Below are 20,581 nucleotides of genomic sequence, written 5' to 3'. Positions count from 1 at the left end.
AAAATTTTGAAAAAGCAAAAAATTAATTTGCTAACTCTATTTTAACTACAGAAACAATAGCATCTGGCGCCAACATTGGTACATCTACTAAAACTTCTCTTGATGTAGCTAAAGATGTCAATTCCACATCTGGATTTGTTAATAAGGTTGCTTTTTTAACTTTTACATCTTTATGTAATTTTAAAACGCCATCTTTTGGCCAGTTAAAAACATGTGCATACAATACGCCATCTTTTGCTGTGTAGCGTCCCCATTTTGGTTTTTCGTAAGGACTTGCTGTTGCGCCATAAATGGCTTCACCGTTAGCTTTTGTCCATTGCCCCATAGCATTTAAACGACGAATACTTTGCGCTGGAAACCTACCAAATCCATCAGGACCAATATTTAGTAAAAAGTTTCCGCCTTTAGAAACAATATCTACTAATTTATGAATTAAATCTTCACTACTTTTCCAATTTGTATCATCTGGTTTGTACCCCCAAGTACCGTTCATGGTCATACATGCTTCCCAATCTGAATCGATTCCTGTATCTGGAATTTCTTGCTCTGGGGTACCAAAATCTCCTGCAAATTCACCAGGTTTATTATTCATACCATCCATTCCTGTTCTTCCTTTATCTACACGGTTGTTTACAATAGTATTTGGTTGAATATCGCGAATAAAATCGTAAAGTTCTTTACCCATTTCTGTGGTATAATCTGAAATCCAATCGCCATCAAACCAAACCACACCAACATCGCCATAATTGGTTAATAATTCTTTAACCTGCGGCTTCATATAATTTTTAAAATACTTTGGAAATTTTGGATTAACAACCGACGGATCGTCATGTTGTGCAATGTTATAGTTTGGATATAAATTGCCCTGTGCTTGTTGATGATGCCAATCGACAATAGAGTAATAAAAACAAAACTTAATACCTTGTTTTTTACAAGCTTCGGCTAATTCTTTAATAATATCGCGCTTAAATGGCGAAATATCCATAATATCATAATCGGTTACTTTAGAATCCCATAAACAAAACCCTTCGTGGTGTTTACTAGTAATTACAATGTACTTCATTCCGGCATCTTTAGCCATTTTTACCCATGCATCGGCATCGAACATAACTGGATTAAACATTTTTGGGAATTTTTCGTATTCTTCAACCGTATAATCTAATTTATCCATAGCCCATTCTGCACCACCTCCTGCTATTTTAGATCCGCGTTCACCACCAACAATAGAGTAAGCTCCCCAGTGAATAAACATCCCAAATTTAGAATCGCGCCACCATTGCATACGTTCATCATCTGATAATTTTTTAGTGCTTGAGCTTTGCGCAAACCCCAAATTGGCGCTCATTACCGCTACCAAAGCAAATATTGCTATATTTTTTATTGTTTTCATATAAAATTATTTAGTGTTTATAGTTAATTTTTGTTCGGTTTGGTTACGCATAATAACCAAATTCATTTTATTTGTTTTATTTTCTGATGATATTTTGAAAAAATCGGTGATGGTTTTTACAGGTTTACCATCGGCTTCAAGAATAACATCGCCTTTTTTAATGCCGTTATTTTGTACTGCTGGACTTGGTTTCCAGATGCGTAAAACGATAACACCTTCGGCTGAATTTAACCCGTAAGCCGATTGTTCTTGCGCTGATTCTACGTTTTTTAATTGGTTACGTAACCATGCCACCACTGGACTTGTTTTGGCTTTACTTGGGTCCTTAATTACAGGAACCTCTGGTGTTTTTGCCAACTGTTTTAACTCTGGCTTTTGCACACCAAATTTATCCATAGGAAAGTTTTTAAATCCTAACTTTAGGGCTGGTGAATCTTCTGCAACTGTAAAATCTAAATTTGCTGGATCTTTAAACTTAGGATCACCAAAAGCACTGTGCTTATCGCGATCGTAAATTTGAGGTTTTAACATGGCGGCTTCGGTTGGAAATAAATTATAATCTAATTCTTTCCCCCAGCCTAACAAACCAACATCTTGGTAGGTATCGCCAACAATATTGTATTTAAACACATCTTCGCTATTTGCAAACCACACATGCGGATGCAACGAATTATTAACCATTATGTTATTTTCTGCCACACGATTAAAACCTTCACGTAATTTAAGTCCGCTATTCAACATCAAATTATTATAAATATGGTAGTTTGATGAACCATCGTCTAAATCAATATCCCAACCATGATCGCAACGAAAACGGTTATTTCTAATTATTGTAGTTTTAACGGCATCCCACAAGTACATATCTGGAATTTCAGTAGTTATTTCATTCATTTTACCGCGTTTTGGATGCCAAAAACGATCGCGACCCCAAGAATTAAACGACCCATGGTCGCTGGTTTCTAAAACCGTATTAAACACATCGTTAAACTCCAGAATATGGCCGCCCCAAGTTCCATCGCCAATATTAATTCCAGCTCTTGGCACATCGTAAATACTATTGTGTCGCACCGTAATATCCATAGCCATAGAAATTTGTACACCGGCGGTTTGTTTTTCAATTCTACCAATGCGGTGAATCAAATTATTAACCACCAAACATCCTTGTGGATACAATTTATTTTGTGGCCCGTGAACGGTGTCCATGTCTTTTAAATCTACAAATTGCCCATAATTAAACGATGGCGAACGTACCGCTGAAGGATCGCCAATAAACGACACCGCGCTACCACCACAATTTACAATATGATTGCCTTCAACCACCAAATTTTTATTGTATTTACTCGCCATAATAACATTGCCACCCAAATTGGTAAACACGCTATTTTCTACTTTACAACCTTCTGTACCTTCAAAAAACAACACAGCACCACGATAAATGGTCCAATCGCTTCGTAACAAAGGTTCGAACTCTTCCATGAACGTTCTTGTAGTGTTTTGGAAGGTAATGTTGCTAATTGTTACATTTTCAACCGGATTTTCTAATGTGCCTTCAACTTGAATTAAATCTTTTAAAACAGCTACTTCAAAAGCATCTTTATTTACATTTACATTTTCAGCAGGCCAATAATACAACTGGCTTGTTGCTTTATTAAAAAACCATTCACCTGGCCTATCTAGCTCTTCAAATACATTTTCAACCATTTGATATTCATCGTGGTATCGGTTACCACGATTATTTTGGTGTCCGCCTTTTAAAATAGCATTTCCATCGGCATCAACTCCTGTAATTTGGTAATGAAAACCACCCCAACGCCCTTTGTGTAAGGCATGAAAATAAGCGCCTTCTGGGTTGTTCCATGTTGCTAATCGTTCCTTCGAAATAGCATCAGCAGCATAACCTTGCCAATAATGTCCGTTTTCATCGTAATTGGGATAACGTGCTAAAATTTGAGCTTCGCCATTTACAACGAGCAGATCGAAGTTTAAACCAGCTTCAACCGCAGTTACATAAATATTGTCGTTATATTTTTCCCATTTTGGAGCTAATATTTTTGAGCCTTTTATGGCCACCTCATCGGCACTTGTTCCTGTAATAGTAATTCCGCTTAAAGTTGCTGGAATTTTAATAGCTTCAGACAAGTAATAATCTCCCGGTAATACATTAATAACTATTTCGGCATTGGCTTGATTTGCTTTAATTGCTGTGGCTTTAGCTATGGCTTGCCCTAAAGTTGAAAAAGGTTCAGACTGACTTCCTGAATTAGCTTCATCACCTGTTGGCGACACATAAAGCTGAATGGTTTCTGCTTTAATATGACAGGATAAAACAAGAACAAAAAGTAATAATAAACTTGATATTTGGTTCTTCATTATTAGTTTAGTTTAAAGTTATAGTTGATTTTTTATATGGTTTTTCTAATTTAAAATATTGCTGATTTGGGTTATTTCTATTTAAAACTGCAGTTCGACTAAACATAGCTCTTCCGTTTTCAAAAACAGTTAATTCGGCACGTTTATCTCCAGTTTTATAGGGTAAATTTATTGTAAATGGCTTATCGTTTTCTAACACAAAACCTGTTTCAGTTTTCTTTACTGATAAGGTTAAAGGTTCGGTTGAAGCTATAATAGTCCAATTATAATAATCTACTCGACTTACAGCCGATAGAAACATAAAATCGAAAGCTTCTTTATTTTTTGAAGTTCGAATTACAGACAACAAACCTTTTTGATATAAATTTTTGGTTTTAGCAATACCATTCGCATTTTCATTTAAAACTACGCGATCTGTAAACAACTCATTAGTTAAATTAATATCTATAATTTGTGTTGAAGGATTTTCTTCTAAGCTTGAAAATTTTACATTTTTAATAGGGTTTTCTTCATCTTCAATAAAAGGGTTATAAACTACTGCAAACGGGTTGTTCCACGCCGCTTCTTCGCGCTTTAAAATTAAGGTTTGCAAAGAATCTTTAAGAATAGTTTTTGGCGCTGTACCTTCGCTTAAAGCGTTTGAGTTTGGCGATTTAAACTTATAAATGGTTTGGTTTTCGCTAGGTTTTATCCAAAGCTTCATGAAGTTACTCGGTTTTCCTGTTTCATTCAATGTGAATAACGCATTTACTGGATTTGACGTTGATGTTTTTTGTTTACTTGAAAAGAAATCGTAGGCTTTTAATTGTCCGTTTTTAGAATTTAATTCTTTGGTTTTTTCAAACTGTAATGGCTTAGAATTTTCATTGAAAAACGCCAATTCTTGACCTAAATTTCGGTAAATATATTCGTGCTTTTGTTTCCCTTCCTTTTGTTTTTTAGACCGAAACACATCAATAACATAAGGTTTTTGGGTTGGTGTATTAATTATGGCCGAAAAACGTTGCTGATTAGATACCGTTTCTGGCTCTAAAAATGATACTTGCGAAAAGGTTAGCTCATTAAACGTTGTTGTCTTTGCTGATTTTGGAAAACTATAATCTAACGTAAACGGATGATAAGTTCGCATGTTATTATAATTCGATTTTCCGTCGACAATAACCGTATTATGTGCTGGCATTCGCGCATAATAATTTCTAAAGGTTGGATGCCAATAACTCGGACCTTTACCTGAATCTGGAGCCAATACATAATTGTTAGCAAACAACTCTAACGAAATACCATTGGCGTGTGCATGATTACCAAACGACGCCACAGTGGATAGCATAACAGCATCATTTCCTGTACCTAAACGCTGATTAAACATACTAACATTTGGCGCATAAAATGTTGGCGTTGTTAAAGCTTTTAAATTGGCTTTACTGTCCACAATATCATCAACATAAAAGAATAAATTAAATAAATCTTTTGCTTGCCTTTTGTATAAATTTTCAGAAATAAACTCCGATAAGAACCCAGAAATTAAGGCTTCTTTATCTTTTTGCTCATATTTTCTGTAATTTGAAATTAAAAGTTCAAAATTCTCTGGAGGCAAAATTTTATGGCCGCCATCGCCAAAACCAACCATATAACCCGACGGAAATAAATACTGAAATGAAGCCAAAACCGCCTTTTCTAAAATAGGATATTTAGCTATTTCGTTGGCGTTGGTATTATGGTCGAGTAGCGTAAATATTTTTAACAACGTTGTAATAACGTGCACAGAATAATTAGGACTTTCTGGCCAAATCCCGGTTTCTTGGTCGTACACATTTAACGATTCGCTTACAGCAATTTGTCGGTCGGTTGAAATATTGAAGGTATAATCTAAATAATACTCGCGCCCTTTTCCATTTTTATAAGCCGCATTTGGCTCTAAAACTAACGCAATGTAGGTTAAAAAACGTGCTTGAAACAAATTCCAATTATTATCTGGAATACCATATTTAATGATTTGGTCTCCCCATTTTTGGAATACCGCTGCCGAATGCGACAAATCGATGTTTTCGGTTTTAAAATAATTAAACAAGAAATCGTAAACGGTAACTAAAGACACCACAATACCTTCGTGGATAACCTCGAAAGTTGCCAAACCAGAAATAAATTGTTGGTTCGATTTATTTAAATCTATAGGCGCATCACGGTAATGCATACCTTCCATGTAAGTTAAAAACACAGGCGCCGCAAATTCGGCATATTTTTTATCGTTAGTTAACCAGTATAAAAGCGCTGCATCGGCAGCTAAACTCATAATTTGCTCGTTAATTTTCTCGACAGCAAAACCCGCTTCCGATGGGTGAATCCATTCTTTTTCACCTGTTTTTTTATGCTCCAGGTAAAGTCCGCGAGGGTCGTCAAAATAAGGTTCTACATCTTCTAGCTTCGGCCTATTATAATCGGTAGCCCAATCGCGCGTTCCCGAATAACGCACTGTTGGCACCGGTGCAGTTCCTTCAGAATGTGAAAAATCGCCACCTTTTAAAAACACTTTACTGTTTTTTGTTTTCCAGTTCATTTGTAAACGAGACACCAACCAATTGGGATCTTTTTCACAATATTCTAGATACTTCTCAAGGTTTTTAGACTTTTTTTCAATTAAATCGTTTTTCCAAGATACCGTTTTTATAGTTTTTAAAAAATCAGCTTTTTCGTTGTTAGTCACAAAAACTCTTGGATGTTGTAGTTGTTGTGCAAACAACGCACCAACGCCAAAAATTAAAGCGAAACTTAAATAAATATGTATTTTGGTTTTACTCATTTTATTTAATTTCCATATTATATCCAGCAGGATAGTTTTTTGCTTCTCCTTTATTTAATTTTATTGACACCGGTTTATCTGATGAATAAAAATAACGTCCCTCTTTAAATCGTAATTCAGCAGAAACAGCTTCATCAAAGGCTTCAATTTTAAAGTTTCCGTGTTGAAGCAATTTGCCTTGTCCTAAATATAAATATTCAAAAGCATTGTTTTTTTCTGAAACAACTCCAAAAACACCTTCAAAAGCAATGCCTTTTTCGGGTTTAACTAATTTTTGTTCGGTAGCACTTAAAATAATTTGAGTGCTTTGTTCGCCTTCAACAGTTATACCTACAAAACTTTGGTTGGCTTCAATTTTTGAAATGTTTTTAATGGATTTTTTACCCGTTTTATAAGTTTCAAAAACCGATACAAAAGGATATTTTGCGCCATTTATACCGTTTTGCCTCACAATTAACGTTGGCGTATTTTCTGGACTTTTATTAATCTGGTTTGGTGTAATATCGCTTCTAAGTGTGGTTGGCGGCGCTGAAACCGTATAAAGTTCGCGGTTATTTTGTCCCATCATCCACATATTTACCGTTAAATAATCAACATCCCAAATAGCATTAAAATCTTCATTAAATTTTATTTTTTTCTGATTTTTGAAGAAGCTATAGTTTTTATCGTATTCAGTCCCTAAATCATTTACATCATTCAATTTCAAGGTTGTATTTGATGTGTTTTTTAATGACACTGTATGCCCTAAGTTATGATGAATATAATCGTTATTGTTTTGATTTGATCTGAAAACATCAACGTAATACCCAGTGGTTTCCGAAGTACGAATCATGGCTACTAATCGGCGTTTTTCTTCAGCTGAAACATCAGCAAACGACACATTATCTGAAACCGAAGTCGTATTATAAAAACTATTTGTTGTGTCTACCGATGGTTCCATAGCATTAATGGTAATGGCTCCTTTTTTATAGCCTGGAACAATGGTGTTTGAGCCTGTAATTCCACGATGATAACCTGCATCTTTAGACCAATACGATTCGTAAGCCGAAGCATCTGGAGACATGACCCAACCATTACTATAAAATTGCATAGCCAAACCGTTTTCGGCTAAATGCGATTGGTATCTTCCGCCGTAGAGCGTAAACATTAGTCCGTTAGCTTCATCGTTACCATTTTTCATGATGATATGTCTATGAAATGGCGAATAAGCCGCTTTATGAAACGGCAATTCGCTTCCTGAATCTGGTAAGGGTTGATTAAAAATAATGCCTTGCCACCCTGAATTTTCACGTTTATATTGACCCGAAGCTATATTTTTTCGAATAGCCGTTGCCATACTTTTGGCTGTTTCTGTATTCCCTTCCCAAGTGGCATAAGTTAACAACGATTCAAAGGCCGACATATCTGCTGGACCACCGCGCATATCGCCAAATAACACTAAGTTTCCGCGGGCATCTAACCATCCTAAATTGGCTAAAGCTGCTTTTTCTATTATGGGGTTTCCTGCCAAAGTGTTTACGCCAGAATTATACAGCTTTAATCCCATTTCTAACACAAAAGGAATCATGCCAGAGGCATAACCTGGAGACTCTGGCCATAAACCAGTGACTTTATTATAATTTGCAACAATTTCGGGTAAACCGGCGTAATGATCGCCCGATTTTTCGGTGTAAAACGGAATATAATAGTCGCGTCCTTTTTTATCAGCGTAAAATTCATTTGGCTCTAAAACCAAAATACTATTCATAATGTGGCGGTAGCGATTTACATTCCAATTCCCTTTTTTGCCACCGCGAACTAAACCAATTTCAATGAAGCGTTTAAACACTTCGCTAGACACATCGGTAACCGATTTATTTATGGTTTTTAAATGTTTATGCGGATTTGCATTTAAGTAATTGTACAGAAAATCGTAAATGGCCGCTGCAAAATCTTGACGATCGTCGTGAATAACTTCGTAATCGTAATAGCCTAAAATACCACCAGGCGCATAACCTCCAGGACCTTTACTAGATTTTTCAGGATCTAAAGGTGGTTGCATGTAATACGTACCAAGCATCCAAGTCCAGAAAATATCGGCCGAAAATTTAGCGTATTTTTCTTCTTGAGTTATGAAATAAGCAAAAGCTGATTTTTCGGCTAGTTTTAAAATTTCAGAATTATTCTGACGAATCATGTGTCCGGTTTCCTTATAAGGCACTAAAACTGGTGTTTTATCGGCACTTGAACGGCTAATTCCTAGCATATCGCCAGTAGCGTTGTAAGGTGTTCTGTCTTCTAAAGGTACATTTACAAAATCGTTCCAGCGGCGCATACCAGGTAAGCGAACCGTTGGAAGTGGCGCATTACCCTCGCCATAATCCCAATCTTGATTTTTAATATAACATTGCGTGTAGCGCTCGCCTTCTTTCCAATACATGGCTAATCGTGACACCATCCATTCCGGATTGGTAACATGACGATTAACATGCCCATCAATATCTTGTAATAAAGCTTCCCACGACGTTTTTGCCCAATCTTCCGTTTCAATTTTATTAATAATATTGGTGCGCTCGCTTGCCTTTGTATAAATTCTTGGATGTTCTGCCTTTTGCGCAACAACCACATTTAAACAACAGGTTAAAATAACAACTACAATGATTTTAAATTTCATAAATAAAATTGCTCTTTAGTGCAACGGTACGGTTTCAATATCTGGGTTGTCTTTAGCTTCTAAATACTTTCGCAGAATCTCTTGATCTAACTCCGAGCTATCGCCATAATGCGCACGCATCTCTTTTAATTGTTCTTTTAATTTCACAACCACATCGGCATAAGCAGGATCGTTAATTACATTTTTCATTTCTTGTGGGTCTTTTTTACGGTCGTATAATTCCCACTCATCAACATCATAATAAAAATGCGCCAACTTATAATCTTGTGTTATGATAGCGTAATGTCTTTTTACCATATGAATACCAGGATATTCGTAATAATGGTAATACACAGCATCGCGCGTCCATTCTTCTTCATTTCCTAATAATAATGGTATTAAACTTTCGCCTTGCATATCATTTGGCGCTTTTATTTGAGCAGCTTCTAAAATGGTTTGTGCAAAATCTAAATTTTGCACCATTTCGGTGTTTGTAATTCCTGGCTCGATAACATTTGGCCATTTAATTAATAATGGCGTTTTAAACGATTCATCGTACACAAAACGCTTATCGAACCAACCGTGTTCACCAAGGTAAAATCCTTGATCGGAAGTATAAATAATCATGGTATTTTCATCTAGACCAGAATCCTCTAAATAATCTAGTAAACGCCCAACGTTTTCATCAACCGAAGCAATGCAACCTAAATAATCTTGCATGTAACGTTGGTAGCGCCATTTCATTAAAGCTTTATCGTCCATTTCTGGATATTTAGTTTTAAAATCTGCCATTACTGGTCCGTAAGTAGAATCCCAAACGGCTCGTTGTGTTTCGTTCATGGCACCAACTTCGCGTTCAAAAGCTTCTAAATCCCAACCAGACTCATCTTTCAAACCGAGTTCTTTCATTAGTTCTGGATAAATTTTAGCATCACCAGCCCAATTCATATGTTTTAATAAATTCATTTCGGCAGTTTTAGCAGCACTTCCTCTACCTTCATAATCGTCGAATAACGTTTCTGGCTCTACAAAGGTTTTCTTGGTATATTCTTTAAAATGGCGAGGTGCAGGCAACCACTCTCTGTGCGGTGCTTTTTGCATAGAAAACAACATAAATGGTTGGTCGTCGTTTTTGTTTTTCTCTAACCATTCTAAAGTCATGTCCATAATAATATCGGTTACATAACCTTCAACCGTAATTTGCCCATCGTTTGTATTAAAAATAGGGTTGTAATAGCGGCCTTGTCCTGGTAAAATTTTAAATTCATCAACGCCTTTTGGGTTGTTTCCAAAGTGTAATTTACCAAACATAGCGGTTTTATAACCCGCTTGTTGCATAAGTTGCGGAAAGGTGGTTTGCGACTCATCAAAAGGAAAAACATTATCTACTTTACCATGAATGTGGCAGTGTTTACCAGTTAAAATAGTTGCTCTTGATGGTGCACAAATAGAGTTTGATACACAGGCGTTGGTAAACTTAATACCTTCGTTTGCAATACGATCTATATTTGGTGTTTCGATTAAATGATTGCTGTAGGCACTAATGGCTTGATACGCATGATCATCAGACATCATAAAAATGATGTTTGGTCTCTTAGCCGGAAGTTCTTTTTTTACAACAGGTTTTTGTTTGGTTTCTTTGTTTTTACAAGCTATTACCGCAAAACAAAGCATTACAGTAACACATTTTAATATTAGTTTCATAGTATTTTAGTTTGATTATTGTTTTTTGATATGCATTACAAAACCATTATTGGCTTTAACCGATAGGTTTAATTTTGATTGATTGCTTAATTCTGATTCTGTAATTTTTACTTTGGTTCTTGTATTTACCGTTTCGTCATCGGTATATAATTTGGCATCGTAATTTTGATTAGACTCTAAAAATGAAAAATCTACCGTAACTTGTTGTGCTTTAGTTCCGTTTATACAACCCACAAACCAGTCATTTCCTTTTCTTCTGGCAACAACACCTATTTCGCCAATTTCGGCTTGCAGTACTTTAGTTTCATCCCAAGTGGTTGGTACGTTGTTAAAAAACTCTAATTCCGGCTCGTTACCAATGGTTTTAGTATCGCCCCAAAGTCCGTCCTCTTTTACAGGTGCCGCAGGTGCTTTATCGTACCAGTATAAAAACTGCATTGGACTAAAAATACACACTGTTTTTGCCAATTGGGAAGCATGCGAGCCCATTTTATCTACGCGTTTGTTGTAGTAACACACCGTATTATCGGCAGCTCCAGCCAACATTCTTGTAAACATGGTAATTAATGTATGTTCGTTAGGCACAGACTCTTCATCGCCACGAATACCTTCTTGTGTTAATAAATTTGGATAGGTTCTTGAAAACCCTGTTGGTCTGTATTCGTCATGAATATCTATAACCAACTTGTACTTTGCAGCTTTTTTAACCGCTTCGTGCATCCAAGCTGTGGCATCTTCATCTCCTACACGAACAAAGCCGTATTTTACACCAGAAACACCCCATTTTTTAAGCACAGGAAAAACCTCATCAACCTTTCCTTCTAAAGCTCTTCGGTTTATGTATAGCATTACTTTTACGCCTTTTTCTTTGGCATATTTACAAATGGCTTCAATATCAAAAGGGCCTTTAGAACGCTTTGGGTCTAGTGTTACGGTTGTCGCATCTGATTTGTTATCCATTTCGTTTCCATACCAACCAGCATCAAAATGAACGTATTGCATGTTATGGCTTGCCACAAAATCAATTGCTGCAAAACCGCCTTGGGTTGTTAGCGTAGTTTCACGCAACACTTTACCAGGCTCTACCCAAGAATCATCGATTGCAGATGGTGGATTTAAATTTTGAATGATGTAATTTTTCTCTAATAAATTGGCATAACTATTACCCATCATTACCACGCGCCAAGGCGACATAATTGGCAGTTTTTTATGTACTTGAGCACCTTCAATTTTTCTTTCGGCAATAACCGCTCCCGATACAATATCGTGTTTTTGCTCACTTACTTTTCCATCTAAAGATGATACAATACTATACTTTGAACTATTGCCTCGATTAAAACTCATTCGTGCATAATCTACCAAACGTGCTTCTGCTAAGGCTATTTTTATACTATCGCTAACCTCAATTAACAAAGGGCGTTCTGCCCCTTCTTCCAATTTGGTGATTGGAATTTTTCGGTATTTTCCTTGAGCAGTTAACACGCCTTTTTCGCGCTTAGGTGTAGACCAAACTGGATAATCTTCTGAAAAATTATAATAGATTTTTTCGCTTAAACCAATTTCCTTAATACCCTTTTGCTCAGGAATTTCGTATGCAAACGCAACACCTTCGTTATAAGCACGTGCAATAACATTAAGCTTAGCTTCGCCTTGTTTCAAATAAATTTTAATTTGATTATAATGGTCTGGAATAGTACTTAATTCACTAAACTTTGAGTTCCAAGTTGAATTTTCGGAAGTGTTTTCAACTTTTTCAACCATTATATTTCCTGAAAAATTTAACTCTTCTGAAAGTAATTCTAAAATGGATGTTTGAATAACTTGTTGGTTATTGTAATGAACCGAAAACGAGATATTATTTGAGTTTTCACCATCCATAAACACAATTTTTTTTGATGCGTCTGGTGAAACTAATTCAATAACTTCATTTTGTTTACAGCTTGCTAAAACCAATAACAGTAAAACAGCTACACTACTTTTTTTGAAAAGGATTTTCATTAATTTATTCTTTTAATTTAATTGATATATTTTGATAATTTGTAGGTGGCACTTTAAATTGAACCACTTTTTTTCCATCTATTGTTTTTCTGCTTCCGTTTAATTGTTTAAATCCGATATTTAAAACCATAGCTCCTTTTTTAAAAGTATCTGGAACGGTTAATAAAATGGCATCATTGCATGTTAGTTTAAACTGCTCGCCAGTAACCAATGTGGCCGAACTCGATTTTTTACCAAGAACGTCTATGGTATAGCCGTTAAAACTTATTTTTTTACCTGCACCAATAAACAATGTCGTTGCATTACCTTCTTGCGTTAACACACCAAATGTTCCTGTAAAATCAATAGATTGATGTTGACAAACTTCTGGACTAGTAGAAGAAAACACATAATCTACCCGGTTTGTTTTGCTTTCTATTTTTACCCCAACAAAACTAAGTTTTGAATCTATTTTAAAAGTTTCTACCGTTTTAATTGTGGCAGGTTCTTTATTGGTTGAAGGCTCGTAAACCGCAACAAAAGGGTTATTCCAAGCTTCTCCATATTGTCGAACTACGGTTGTAAGCATTGGTGCTTTTTCAATATCCTCGGGAAGTATCTTACGAAAGGCTTCAGAATGTGGCGACTTTACTTTAAATAGCTCTCTATTTTCATCGGCATTCATCCACATATTCATCTGAATATTCTCATTATTAATAGATAAATTATAGATGGCTTTAAATGGTGATTTTATGCGTGTTGAAGTTTCATCAAATAAAAAATCGTAAGCTTTAATATTTCCGGATTTGGAATTTAATTTTGAAGATGATTTAAAAGCAATAGTTTGATTATTTATAGTTGAAAAATCCAACTCTTGCCCTAAATTATGATAAAAATAATCGTGATATTTAGCAGTACCCGCTTTCGTTTTCGACCTAAAAATATCGATGTAATAACCAGATGTTTCTCCTGTTCTAACAATACTCATTACTCTATTTTGATCGGCGTTGGTACTTGGCTCGTTAAAGTATAAATCGGAAAAATTAATATTTGGGTAATAGCCAGATTTTCTCTCGGACGCCGGATACATCGCCTTCACTTCAAACGCATAATAACTACGCATTTTATTGTACTGCGATTTCCCGTTTACCGATACGGTGTTGTGCGCAGGAAATTGCGAATAATATTGGCGGTAATCGTCTCTAAAATAACTAGAACCACGACCACCTTCGGGAGCCAAAATATAGCCTTTACCATACAATTCCATGGCAATTCCGTTAGAATGTGCATGGTTTCCTAAAGATGCCGCTTGCGAAATCATTAATCCGTTGTGCTTATCCATGCCATTTCGCATAGCCAACCAACTTACATTTGGTGCGTAAAACGATGCCGTTGCATAATCTGTTAAATCAGCAGCTTCAATGGTTTTATTTAATGTTACGTTTGTGTTGTAAACAAAAGCATTAAAGGCATTTTTTGGAGCTTTTTTAGTGAGTAGTTCCTGTTTATCTTTCAGCATAAAAAGCATGCTTGTAAACGTGGCTTCTTCTGTTTTTTTATTGAATTTTTGAGCGTTACTTATCACATCTAAAAAAGGCTGACTTTTTAATTCGCCATAATGCGAATCGCCAAAAGCTACAATACTTTTGTTAGGATATAAATATTGCGGCATTACTTTTACTGCCTTTGGAATTACCGGCATATTTGGCATAATATCGACACCTAAAGCTTCCTCAATAACGCCGGCTAAATGTGTAAATCCTTCGGCAACGCTTAAGGCATAACCGGCACTTTCGTTCCAAACACCGTTGTTTTGATCGTAGCCATAATTTAAAACATCGTTAACCGACCATTGTCTTGCTTCCGACTCATTAAACACACGATTTAAATAATATTGGCAGCCTTTTCCATCTTTATAATCTTCATCATTATTTAACACCAAAGCAATTTCAATTACTTTATTGGCTTGGTGTAAGTTCCAGTTATTATCTGGCACTCCATTTTTAATAATAATTTCGGCAAGTTTTTTTAATGAGGTTGTATAAATATCGTTTCTGTCGTTATGATTTTGTTGTATATAATCATACAGAAAGTCGTACGTTTCGGCTAACTCATCAACAATATTTTCTTTAATTACTTGAAAAGAAGTTATGCCAATTACGTTTTGAATATTACCTTGTTTTAAATCTACAGGTTCATTTCTATAATACAAACCTTGCATATACACATCAAAAACATGTTGCGCTAATTTGGCATAGGCTTCATCGCCTTCAACAAAATAAACTAATGCCGCATTTCGGGCAATTTTCATAATATTTTCGTTGGTGTTTTCTATAACACGTCCCGTTTTTTCAGGGCTTACCCATTCCCATTTATCTGTGTTTTTATTTTGAAGAAATAGGCCGCGGTTATCTTCAAAATACGGTTTTACATCTTCAATTTTTGGTGTTTTATAATCGGTAACATAATCGCGTTGCCCCGTAAATCGAACGGTTGGCACTGGAGCTTTTCCTGATGCATAGGCATAAAATTCCCCATTTACAAATACGTTTGTTGCATGACTTTTCCAATACATTTGCAAACGAGACGACAACCAATCTTTATCTGTTTTAAACTGATTTATGTATTTCGAAACATCATTTTTAATAGCTTCAAAAGAGGTTTTAATTGCCTGCGAAGTGTCTATAGCTTTTAAAATAGCGTCGCGATTAACTCCTGACGAAATTAAACGTGGATGCGCTCTACTAATTTCATCTGGAAAAATAAATTGAGCCGTGGCATCTTCAGTAAAAAAGACGGTAAATACGAAAATTAATATGGTAACTTTTTTAATCATTTAATTATTCTGCTCTTACCCAAATATGGCTTTCGTCTAATAGTTTTTTGTATTCCTTTTGAAATGCTATTTTCATTGTATGGAAAACCTCAGGTTCTTTTTCTTTTAAATCTTCCGATTCGTTAATATCCTGTTCTAGATTAAACATCACAAAATCGACCAACTCTGCGTTTTTAACTAATGCTTCGTTACCATCGTAAAGGTTATGGATTTTTCCTAAGGTTTCTCCGTTAGCTTCAATACGCGCCATAATTTTGTATTTGCCTTTTCGCATCGCAACACGACGTTCGTTAATAGCATCGTAAAAGGCCCAAATAAGTGGTTTTTCTCTATTAAACTCACCCGTTTGCAAAAGTGATGTAAAGGATTCACCATCTAAATTATTTGGTGTTTCTGCACCAGCCAATGCTGCGAAGGTTGGAAAATAATCTAAGGCTGAAACTACATTATTTGCAGTTCCAGTAAAGGTTTCTTTACCTAACCAATTGATGATTCCAGGTACACGAAAACCAGCTTCGTTAGTCCACAATTTCATTCCTTTTAAAGCCCCTGGAGAACCATAAGAATGTTTTGCTCTGCTGTAACGCATTAAGGTTTCTGGCCCGTTATCTGAACTAAACACAATTAATGTATTGTCCATATTGTTTTCTTTAAAGTATTCAACTAAGCGACCAACAGCGATATCAACATTTTCAACATTTGCAAAATACTCTGCTTCTTCTCTGGTTTTTGCTTGTGGCAGATATTTTTCCACCAAATCTTCAGGTGAAGCAATAGGCTCGTGTGGCTCATGAAATGTAACTTCTAAAAAGAAAGGCTTATCGTCTTTTTTAGCATTTAACCAATCGATTGCTTCAAATACTATAATTTGGCTACTAAAGCCTTCAATTTCGCCAACCTTTTCTCTATTTCTAATAAAGTTTTTAGGATTTTTATGACTAGGAGATGCGTTATTGTGGGTTGCCATCCAATGATCGAAACCAAAATCGTCTGGCTGTGGTTGTTCATTTGAATTAAATCGAGAACTACAATGCCATTTCCCTACTAAACAGGTAGCATAACCAGCCGATTTTAACATGGCTGGAATGGTTTTTTCGTGTGCTTGTAAATGCACTAAATCTCGGTTGTCTGGACTCTTTTTTAAGCCTGGAATAAAATCGTAAATCCCTGCTTTATTTGGGCTCCTACCAGTTAACAATCCTGCGCGCGATGGCGAACATACAGGTGCCGTAGAGTAAAAGTTAGTGAGCTTAATTCCGGTTTCGGCTAACTTATCAAGATTAGGTGTTTTTATTATTGGATGCCCGAAAGACGATAAATCGCCGTAGCCTAAATCGTCGCATAAAAGCACTACAATATTCGGTTTGCTATTTATTAAACTATTTGTAGGTGTGTTAATTTCCTCCGTTTTTGTTTTGGACTCGACGTTGTTTTTACAAGCCACAAAACAAAACAGAATAACGAAAATTGAAACTATGTTTACTTTTTTAAAAGGCATAAATTTTAATTTGATTGATTAAAAAATTCATTGAAATATAGCATGTGATATTTTATGGAATTTCGCCAATACGCAACGGTATGTCCTCCTGGGCGCTCGATATAGTCATGCGGAATATTACGTTCTAAAAGTTTTTTATGAAGTCTTACGTTGGCATTGTAAAAAAAATCGTCTGTACCACAATCGAACATAAATTTCAACTTTTTACCGTCTAACAGATGTGTTAAATTAATAACCATATGCTTTTCCCAGTTTTCTGGGTGTTCTGCATAGGTTCCTAATCTTTCTGCTAAATCCCATCGTAATGGAAACCCTCTAACATCAACCCCGCCGCTCATACTAGCAGCAACACCCCAAACATCTTGATGTTTAAATGCCAAATACAAAGCGCCGTAACCGCCCATACTTAAACCGGCAATTGCTCTTTTTTCTCGGCTATCTGCTGTTTGATATTTGGCATCTACTTGAGCAATTAATTCTTTTGAAACATAAGTTTCGTAGCGCATTGAAGCATCAACAGGGCTATCGAAATACCAACTTGTTTTTCCCCCATCCGGACAAACTATTAACACATTATATGTTTCTACATAGTCTTTAATTTGGGGAGCTTTTTTTAACCAATCTTTATAATTTCCTCCGGCGCCATGAAGCAAGTAAATTACCGGATATTTCATCCCTTTTTCTGGATATGCGTCTGGCGTTATTACAACATTTTTAATGGTTTTATTCATTGATTTACTAAATACCGAAAGTGTATCGACATTTGAAGCAAAAAGCTTAAACGAAAAACAAATCAATATTATAATTAGCAAATACTTCTTCATACACTTTGTTTATTTTTTTAGCATTACGTCTTCCAATTCCTCTAGTGTTTTCCCCTTTGTTTCTGGCATCATAAAAGCAACAAAAAGTAATTGTAAAACCATCATTCCTGCAAACACTAAAAATACCAAGCCGCCTCCTGCAACTTTTAATAATAATGGAAATAATGATGGAATTAATGCCGCCAACACCCAATGCGTTGAGCTACCAAAGGCCTGCCCCGAAGCTCTTAAATGATTTGGGAAAATTTCTGAAATAAACACCCAAATAACGGCTCCTTGACCAACAGCATGAGCTGCAATAAATAAAAACAAGAAACATGGCACCGCCATTCCTGTCCATTCAAGGAAAAAAGCAGCAGATAATAAACTTAATGACAAAATATAAGCCAAAGATCCAATATACATAAGCGTTTTACGGCCTAGTTTATCTATTAAAAACACACCTAACAATGTGAATATTAAATTTGTAACCCCTAAACCAATACTATTTAATAAAGCTGAATTTTCGCCCAATCCGGCTGCTTCAAAAATACGTGGCGCATAATATAACACTGCATTTATTCCTGAAAATTGATTAAAAAATGCAATTAAAAAAGCCAACATTAAAGGAAATCTATATTTTTTTATAAAAATAGTTTCGGTTTTATCGCTTTTTGCTGCGTGTACATGATGCTCGCTAATAAGCTCATCAATATCTGCATTAGGTTCTATAATTTCAAAAATTTCTCTAGCTTCAGCTTCTCTGTTTTTTGAAAGTAACCAACGCGGACTTTTAGGTACTTGCAAAGCAAATAAAATATACAATACCGCAGGAATAGCTTCTACACCCAACATCCAACGCCAATCGTTTTCACCAATATCACTTAACAAATAATTTGATGCATAAGCTATCATAATACCAAAAACGATATTGAATTGATACATAGCAACCAAACGTCCACGATCTTTAGCTGGCGCAATTTCCGAAATATACGCAGGCGCGGCAATGGTTGATGCGCCTACTCCTAATCCACCAATAAAACGTGCAAAAGCAAATACATACGGATCGTTAGCCAAAGCCGAACCAATGGCAGAAACAGCAAATAACACTCCAATAACAATGAGCGTGTTTTTTCGTCCGTATTTATTAGTTGGCCAACCGCCAAAAATGGCACCAATAACGGTTCCCCAAAGTGCCATCCCCATAACTATCATACCGTGAAAAGCTTCAGACGACCCCCATAAGGCTTGTAATTTTTTATCGGCTCCAGAAATAACAACGACATCGAAACCGAATAAAAAACCAGCAAGTGCTGCTGTAATTGACCAGATTAAAATTTTTCTATCCATTTAATTATATTTTAGTTGATTTTTTTAGTTTAATGATTTAAAGGAATAACCATATTCCAAGTTTTTGTCCCGTTGCTAAAACCTCCAGGACCATCCATTGTGGCAAAGAAAATATGCGTTGGCACATCATTTTCTGTAAATACAAATGGGCGTTCTAATTGGCCTTGTTTTATTGTTTTTCCGTTATTCCATTTTACGATTTTAGTATAGGCTCTTGCCGATTTATCGACTTCCCAATGGATACCATCTTTTGAATGTGCTAATAAACCATCGCCTTTACCGCCGGTTATTAATCCGCGTTGATCTTTTGCAACTAAATGAAAACCGGTATTATCGCTCCATAAATGCGGGTCTTCAACCTCGCCTAAATGTTCCATTGAGAACAAAGGTTTTGTTCCTACAACCGTATATTCACCATCGAACGAAGGCGCCGTTGCAACACCTATACTCATGTCGCTATGTGTAATTTCATCGTCTTGATAGCTTCTACCTTTAAATAAAAGCACCACAGAGCCATCTTCTTTAATTAACGGTGATGGATTTGAGGTTAAAAAACTGTAATAGCTATTTGGTTTTACTTCTAAAATTGGTGCATCGCGTCGTTCCCAAGGACCAAACGGACTTTTAGATGTTGCAACGCCAACACGTTTACCCCAGCGTGCAGCAATACACCATTTACTTTTTAAATCGAATTCCTCTACATTACCGTGATTAACTTCTTCGAAAGGATGTGTTGAGCCCATGTAATACAAAATATAAGTATCGTTATGTTTTACAATTTTAGGATTGTGACATGAGCGACCATCCCAAAATTGAGCACCTCGACTTCCTAAAGCAACATCTTGAAATTTATAAGGCCCTTCTGGTGTTTTTGATGTGGCATGAACAATTTCTGAAGCAACCATCCAACCAGGATGAAACGGCAAATAACTTGGCCAACGCGATGCATACATGTGATATAAACCATCGTCTCCTTTTATTACCGAACTTCCCCAAACCCAATAATTTTCCATTTGCAAACCACCATCAACAGGCGCTTCTTCTAAATTATCATAGATTATATTTTGTGCGTTACAGGCAAAAATTCCGAAGAAAAATAAAATTAAATACTTCACATTTATCATTAAAATAAGTCTTGATTTAGTTTAGACAATGATATAAACTATGGTGTTTTATTGATATAAACTATGAACCATAGCGTATAAACTATTGCTCATTTAACCG

Annotated in this window: 11 protein-coding genes; all 11 read right to left on the bottom strand. The window is 35.8% G+C overall.

The features are described from left to right. Positions 1-22: 22 nt before the first annotated feature. The 11 genes from LG651_RS06570 to LG651_RS06520 are packed head-to-tail and all read right to left on the bottom strand — an operon-like array spanning position 23 to position 20,472. A complete protein-coding gene (locus LG651_RS06570; protein WP_226695337.1) occupies positions 23-1,390 on the bottom strand; it encodes an alpha-L-fucosidase in 1,368 nt (455 codons plus the stop codon). Between the two features lie 6 nt (positions 1,391-1,396). Continuing rightward, positions 1,397-3,760, bottom strand: a complete 2,364-nt coding sequence (locus LG651_RS06565) for a PDZ domain-containing protein (RefSeq protein WP_226695336.1) — start codon at positions 3,758-3,760, stop codon at positions 1,397-1,399. 7 nt (positions 3,761-3,767) lie between these two features. Continuing rightward, complete coding sequence (locus tag LG651_RS06560) at positions 3,768-6,557, bottom strand: heparinase II/III domain-containing protein (protein ID WP_226695335.1); 2,790 nt, start codon at positions 6,555-6,557, stop codon at positions 3,768-3,770. A 1-nt stretch (position 6,558) separates the two neighbouring features. Next, entirely contained in the window at positions 6,559-9,210 is a 2,652-nt protein-coding gene (locus LG651_RS06555) for a hypothetical protein (protein ID WP_226695334.1), read from the bottom strand. Between the two features lie 15 nt (positions 9,211-9,225). Beyond that, complete coding sequence (locus LG651_RS06550; protein WP_226695333.1) at positions 9,226-10,893, bottom strand: sulfatase family protein; 1,668 nt, start codon at positions 10,891-10,893, stop codon at positions 9,226-9,228. Between the two features lie 15 nt (positions 10,894-10,908). Next, positions 10,909-12,891 (bottom strand): glycoside hydrolase family 97 protein, encoded by a 1,983-nt coding sequence (locus tag LG651_RS06545; RefSeq protein ID WP_226695332.1) that lies wholly within the window; start codon positions 12,889-12,891, stop codon positions 10,909-10,911. Between the two features lie 4 nt (positions 12,892-12,895). Further along, positions 12,896-15,706, bottom strand: a complete 2,811-nt coding sequence (locus tag LG651_RS06540; protein ID WP_226695331.1) for a heparinase II/III domain-containing protein — start codon at positions 15,704-15,706, stop codon at positions 12,896-12,898. A 4-nt stretch (positions 15,707-15,710) separates the two neighbouring features. Beyond that, positions 15,711-17,204 (bottom strand): sulfatase-like hydrolase/transferase, encoded by a 1,494-nt coding sequence (locus LG651_RS06535; RefSeq protein ID WP_226695330.1) that lies wholly within the window; start codon positions 17,202-17,204, stop codon positions 15,711-15,713. A 5-nt stretch (positions 17,205-17,209) separates the two neighbouring features. After that, a complete protein-coding gene (locus tag LG651_RS06530; protein ID WP_226695329.1) occupies positions 17,210-18,028 on the bottom strand; it encodes an alpha/beta hydrolase in 819 nt (272 codons plus the stop codon). Positions 18,029-18,037: 9 nt separating this feature from the next. Continuing rightward, entirely contained in the window at positions 18,038-19,357 is a 1,320-nt protein-coding gene (locus LG651_RS06525) for a sugar porter family MFS transporter (protein ID WP_226695328.1), read from the bottom strand. A 29-nt stretch (positions 19,358-19,386) separates the two neighbouring features. After that, on the bottom strand, positions 19,387-20,472 hold the full coding sequence (locus LG651_RS06520; RefSeq protein ID WP_226695327.1) for a glycoside hydrolase family protein: 1,086 nt from the start codon (positions 20,470-20,472) through the stop codon (positions 19,387-19,389). Between the last annotated feature and the right edge of the window lie 109 nt (positions 20,473-20,581).

Source organism: Neotamlana sargassicola (assembly GCF_020523965.1).
Classification (GTDB): domain Bacteria; phylum Bacteroidota; class Bacteroidia; order Flavobacteriales; family Flavobacteriaceae; genus Neotamlana; species Neotamlana sargassicola.
The sequence above is the reverse complement of the archived record's forward strand: the minus strand, read 5'-3'. Positions and strand labels throughout refer to the sequence as shown.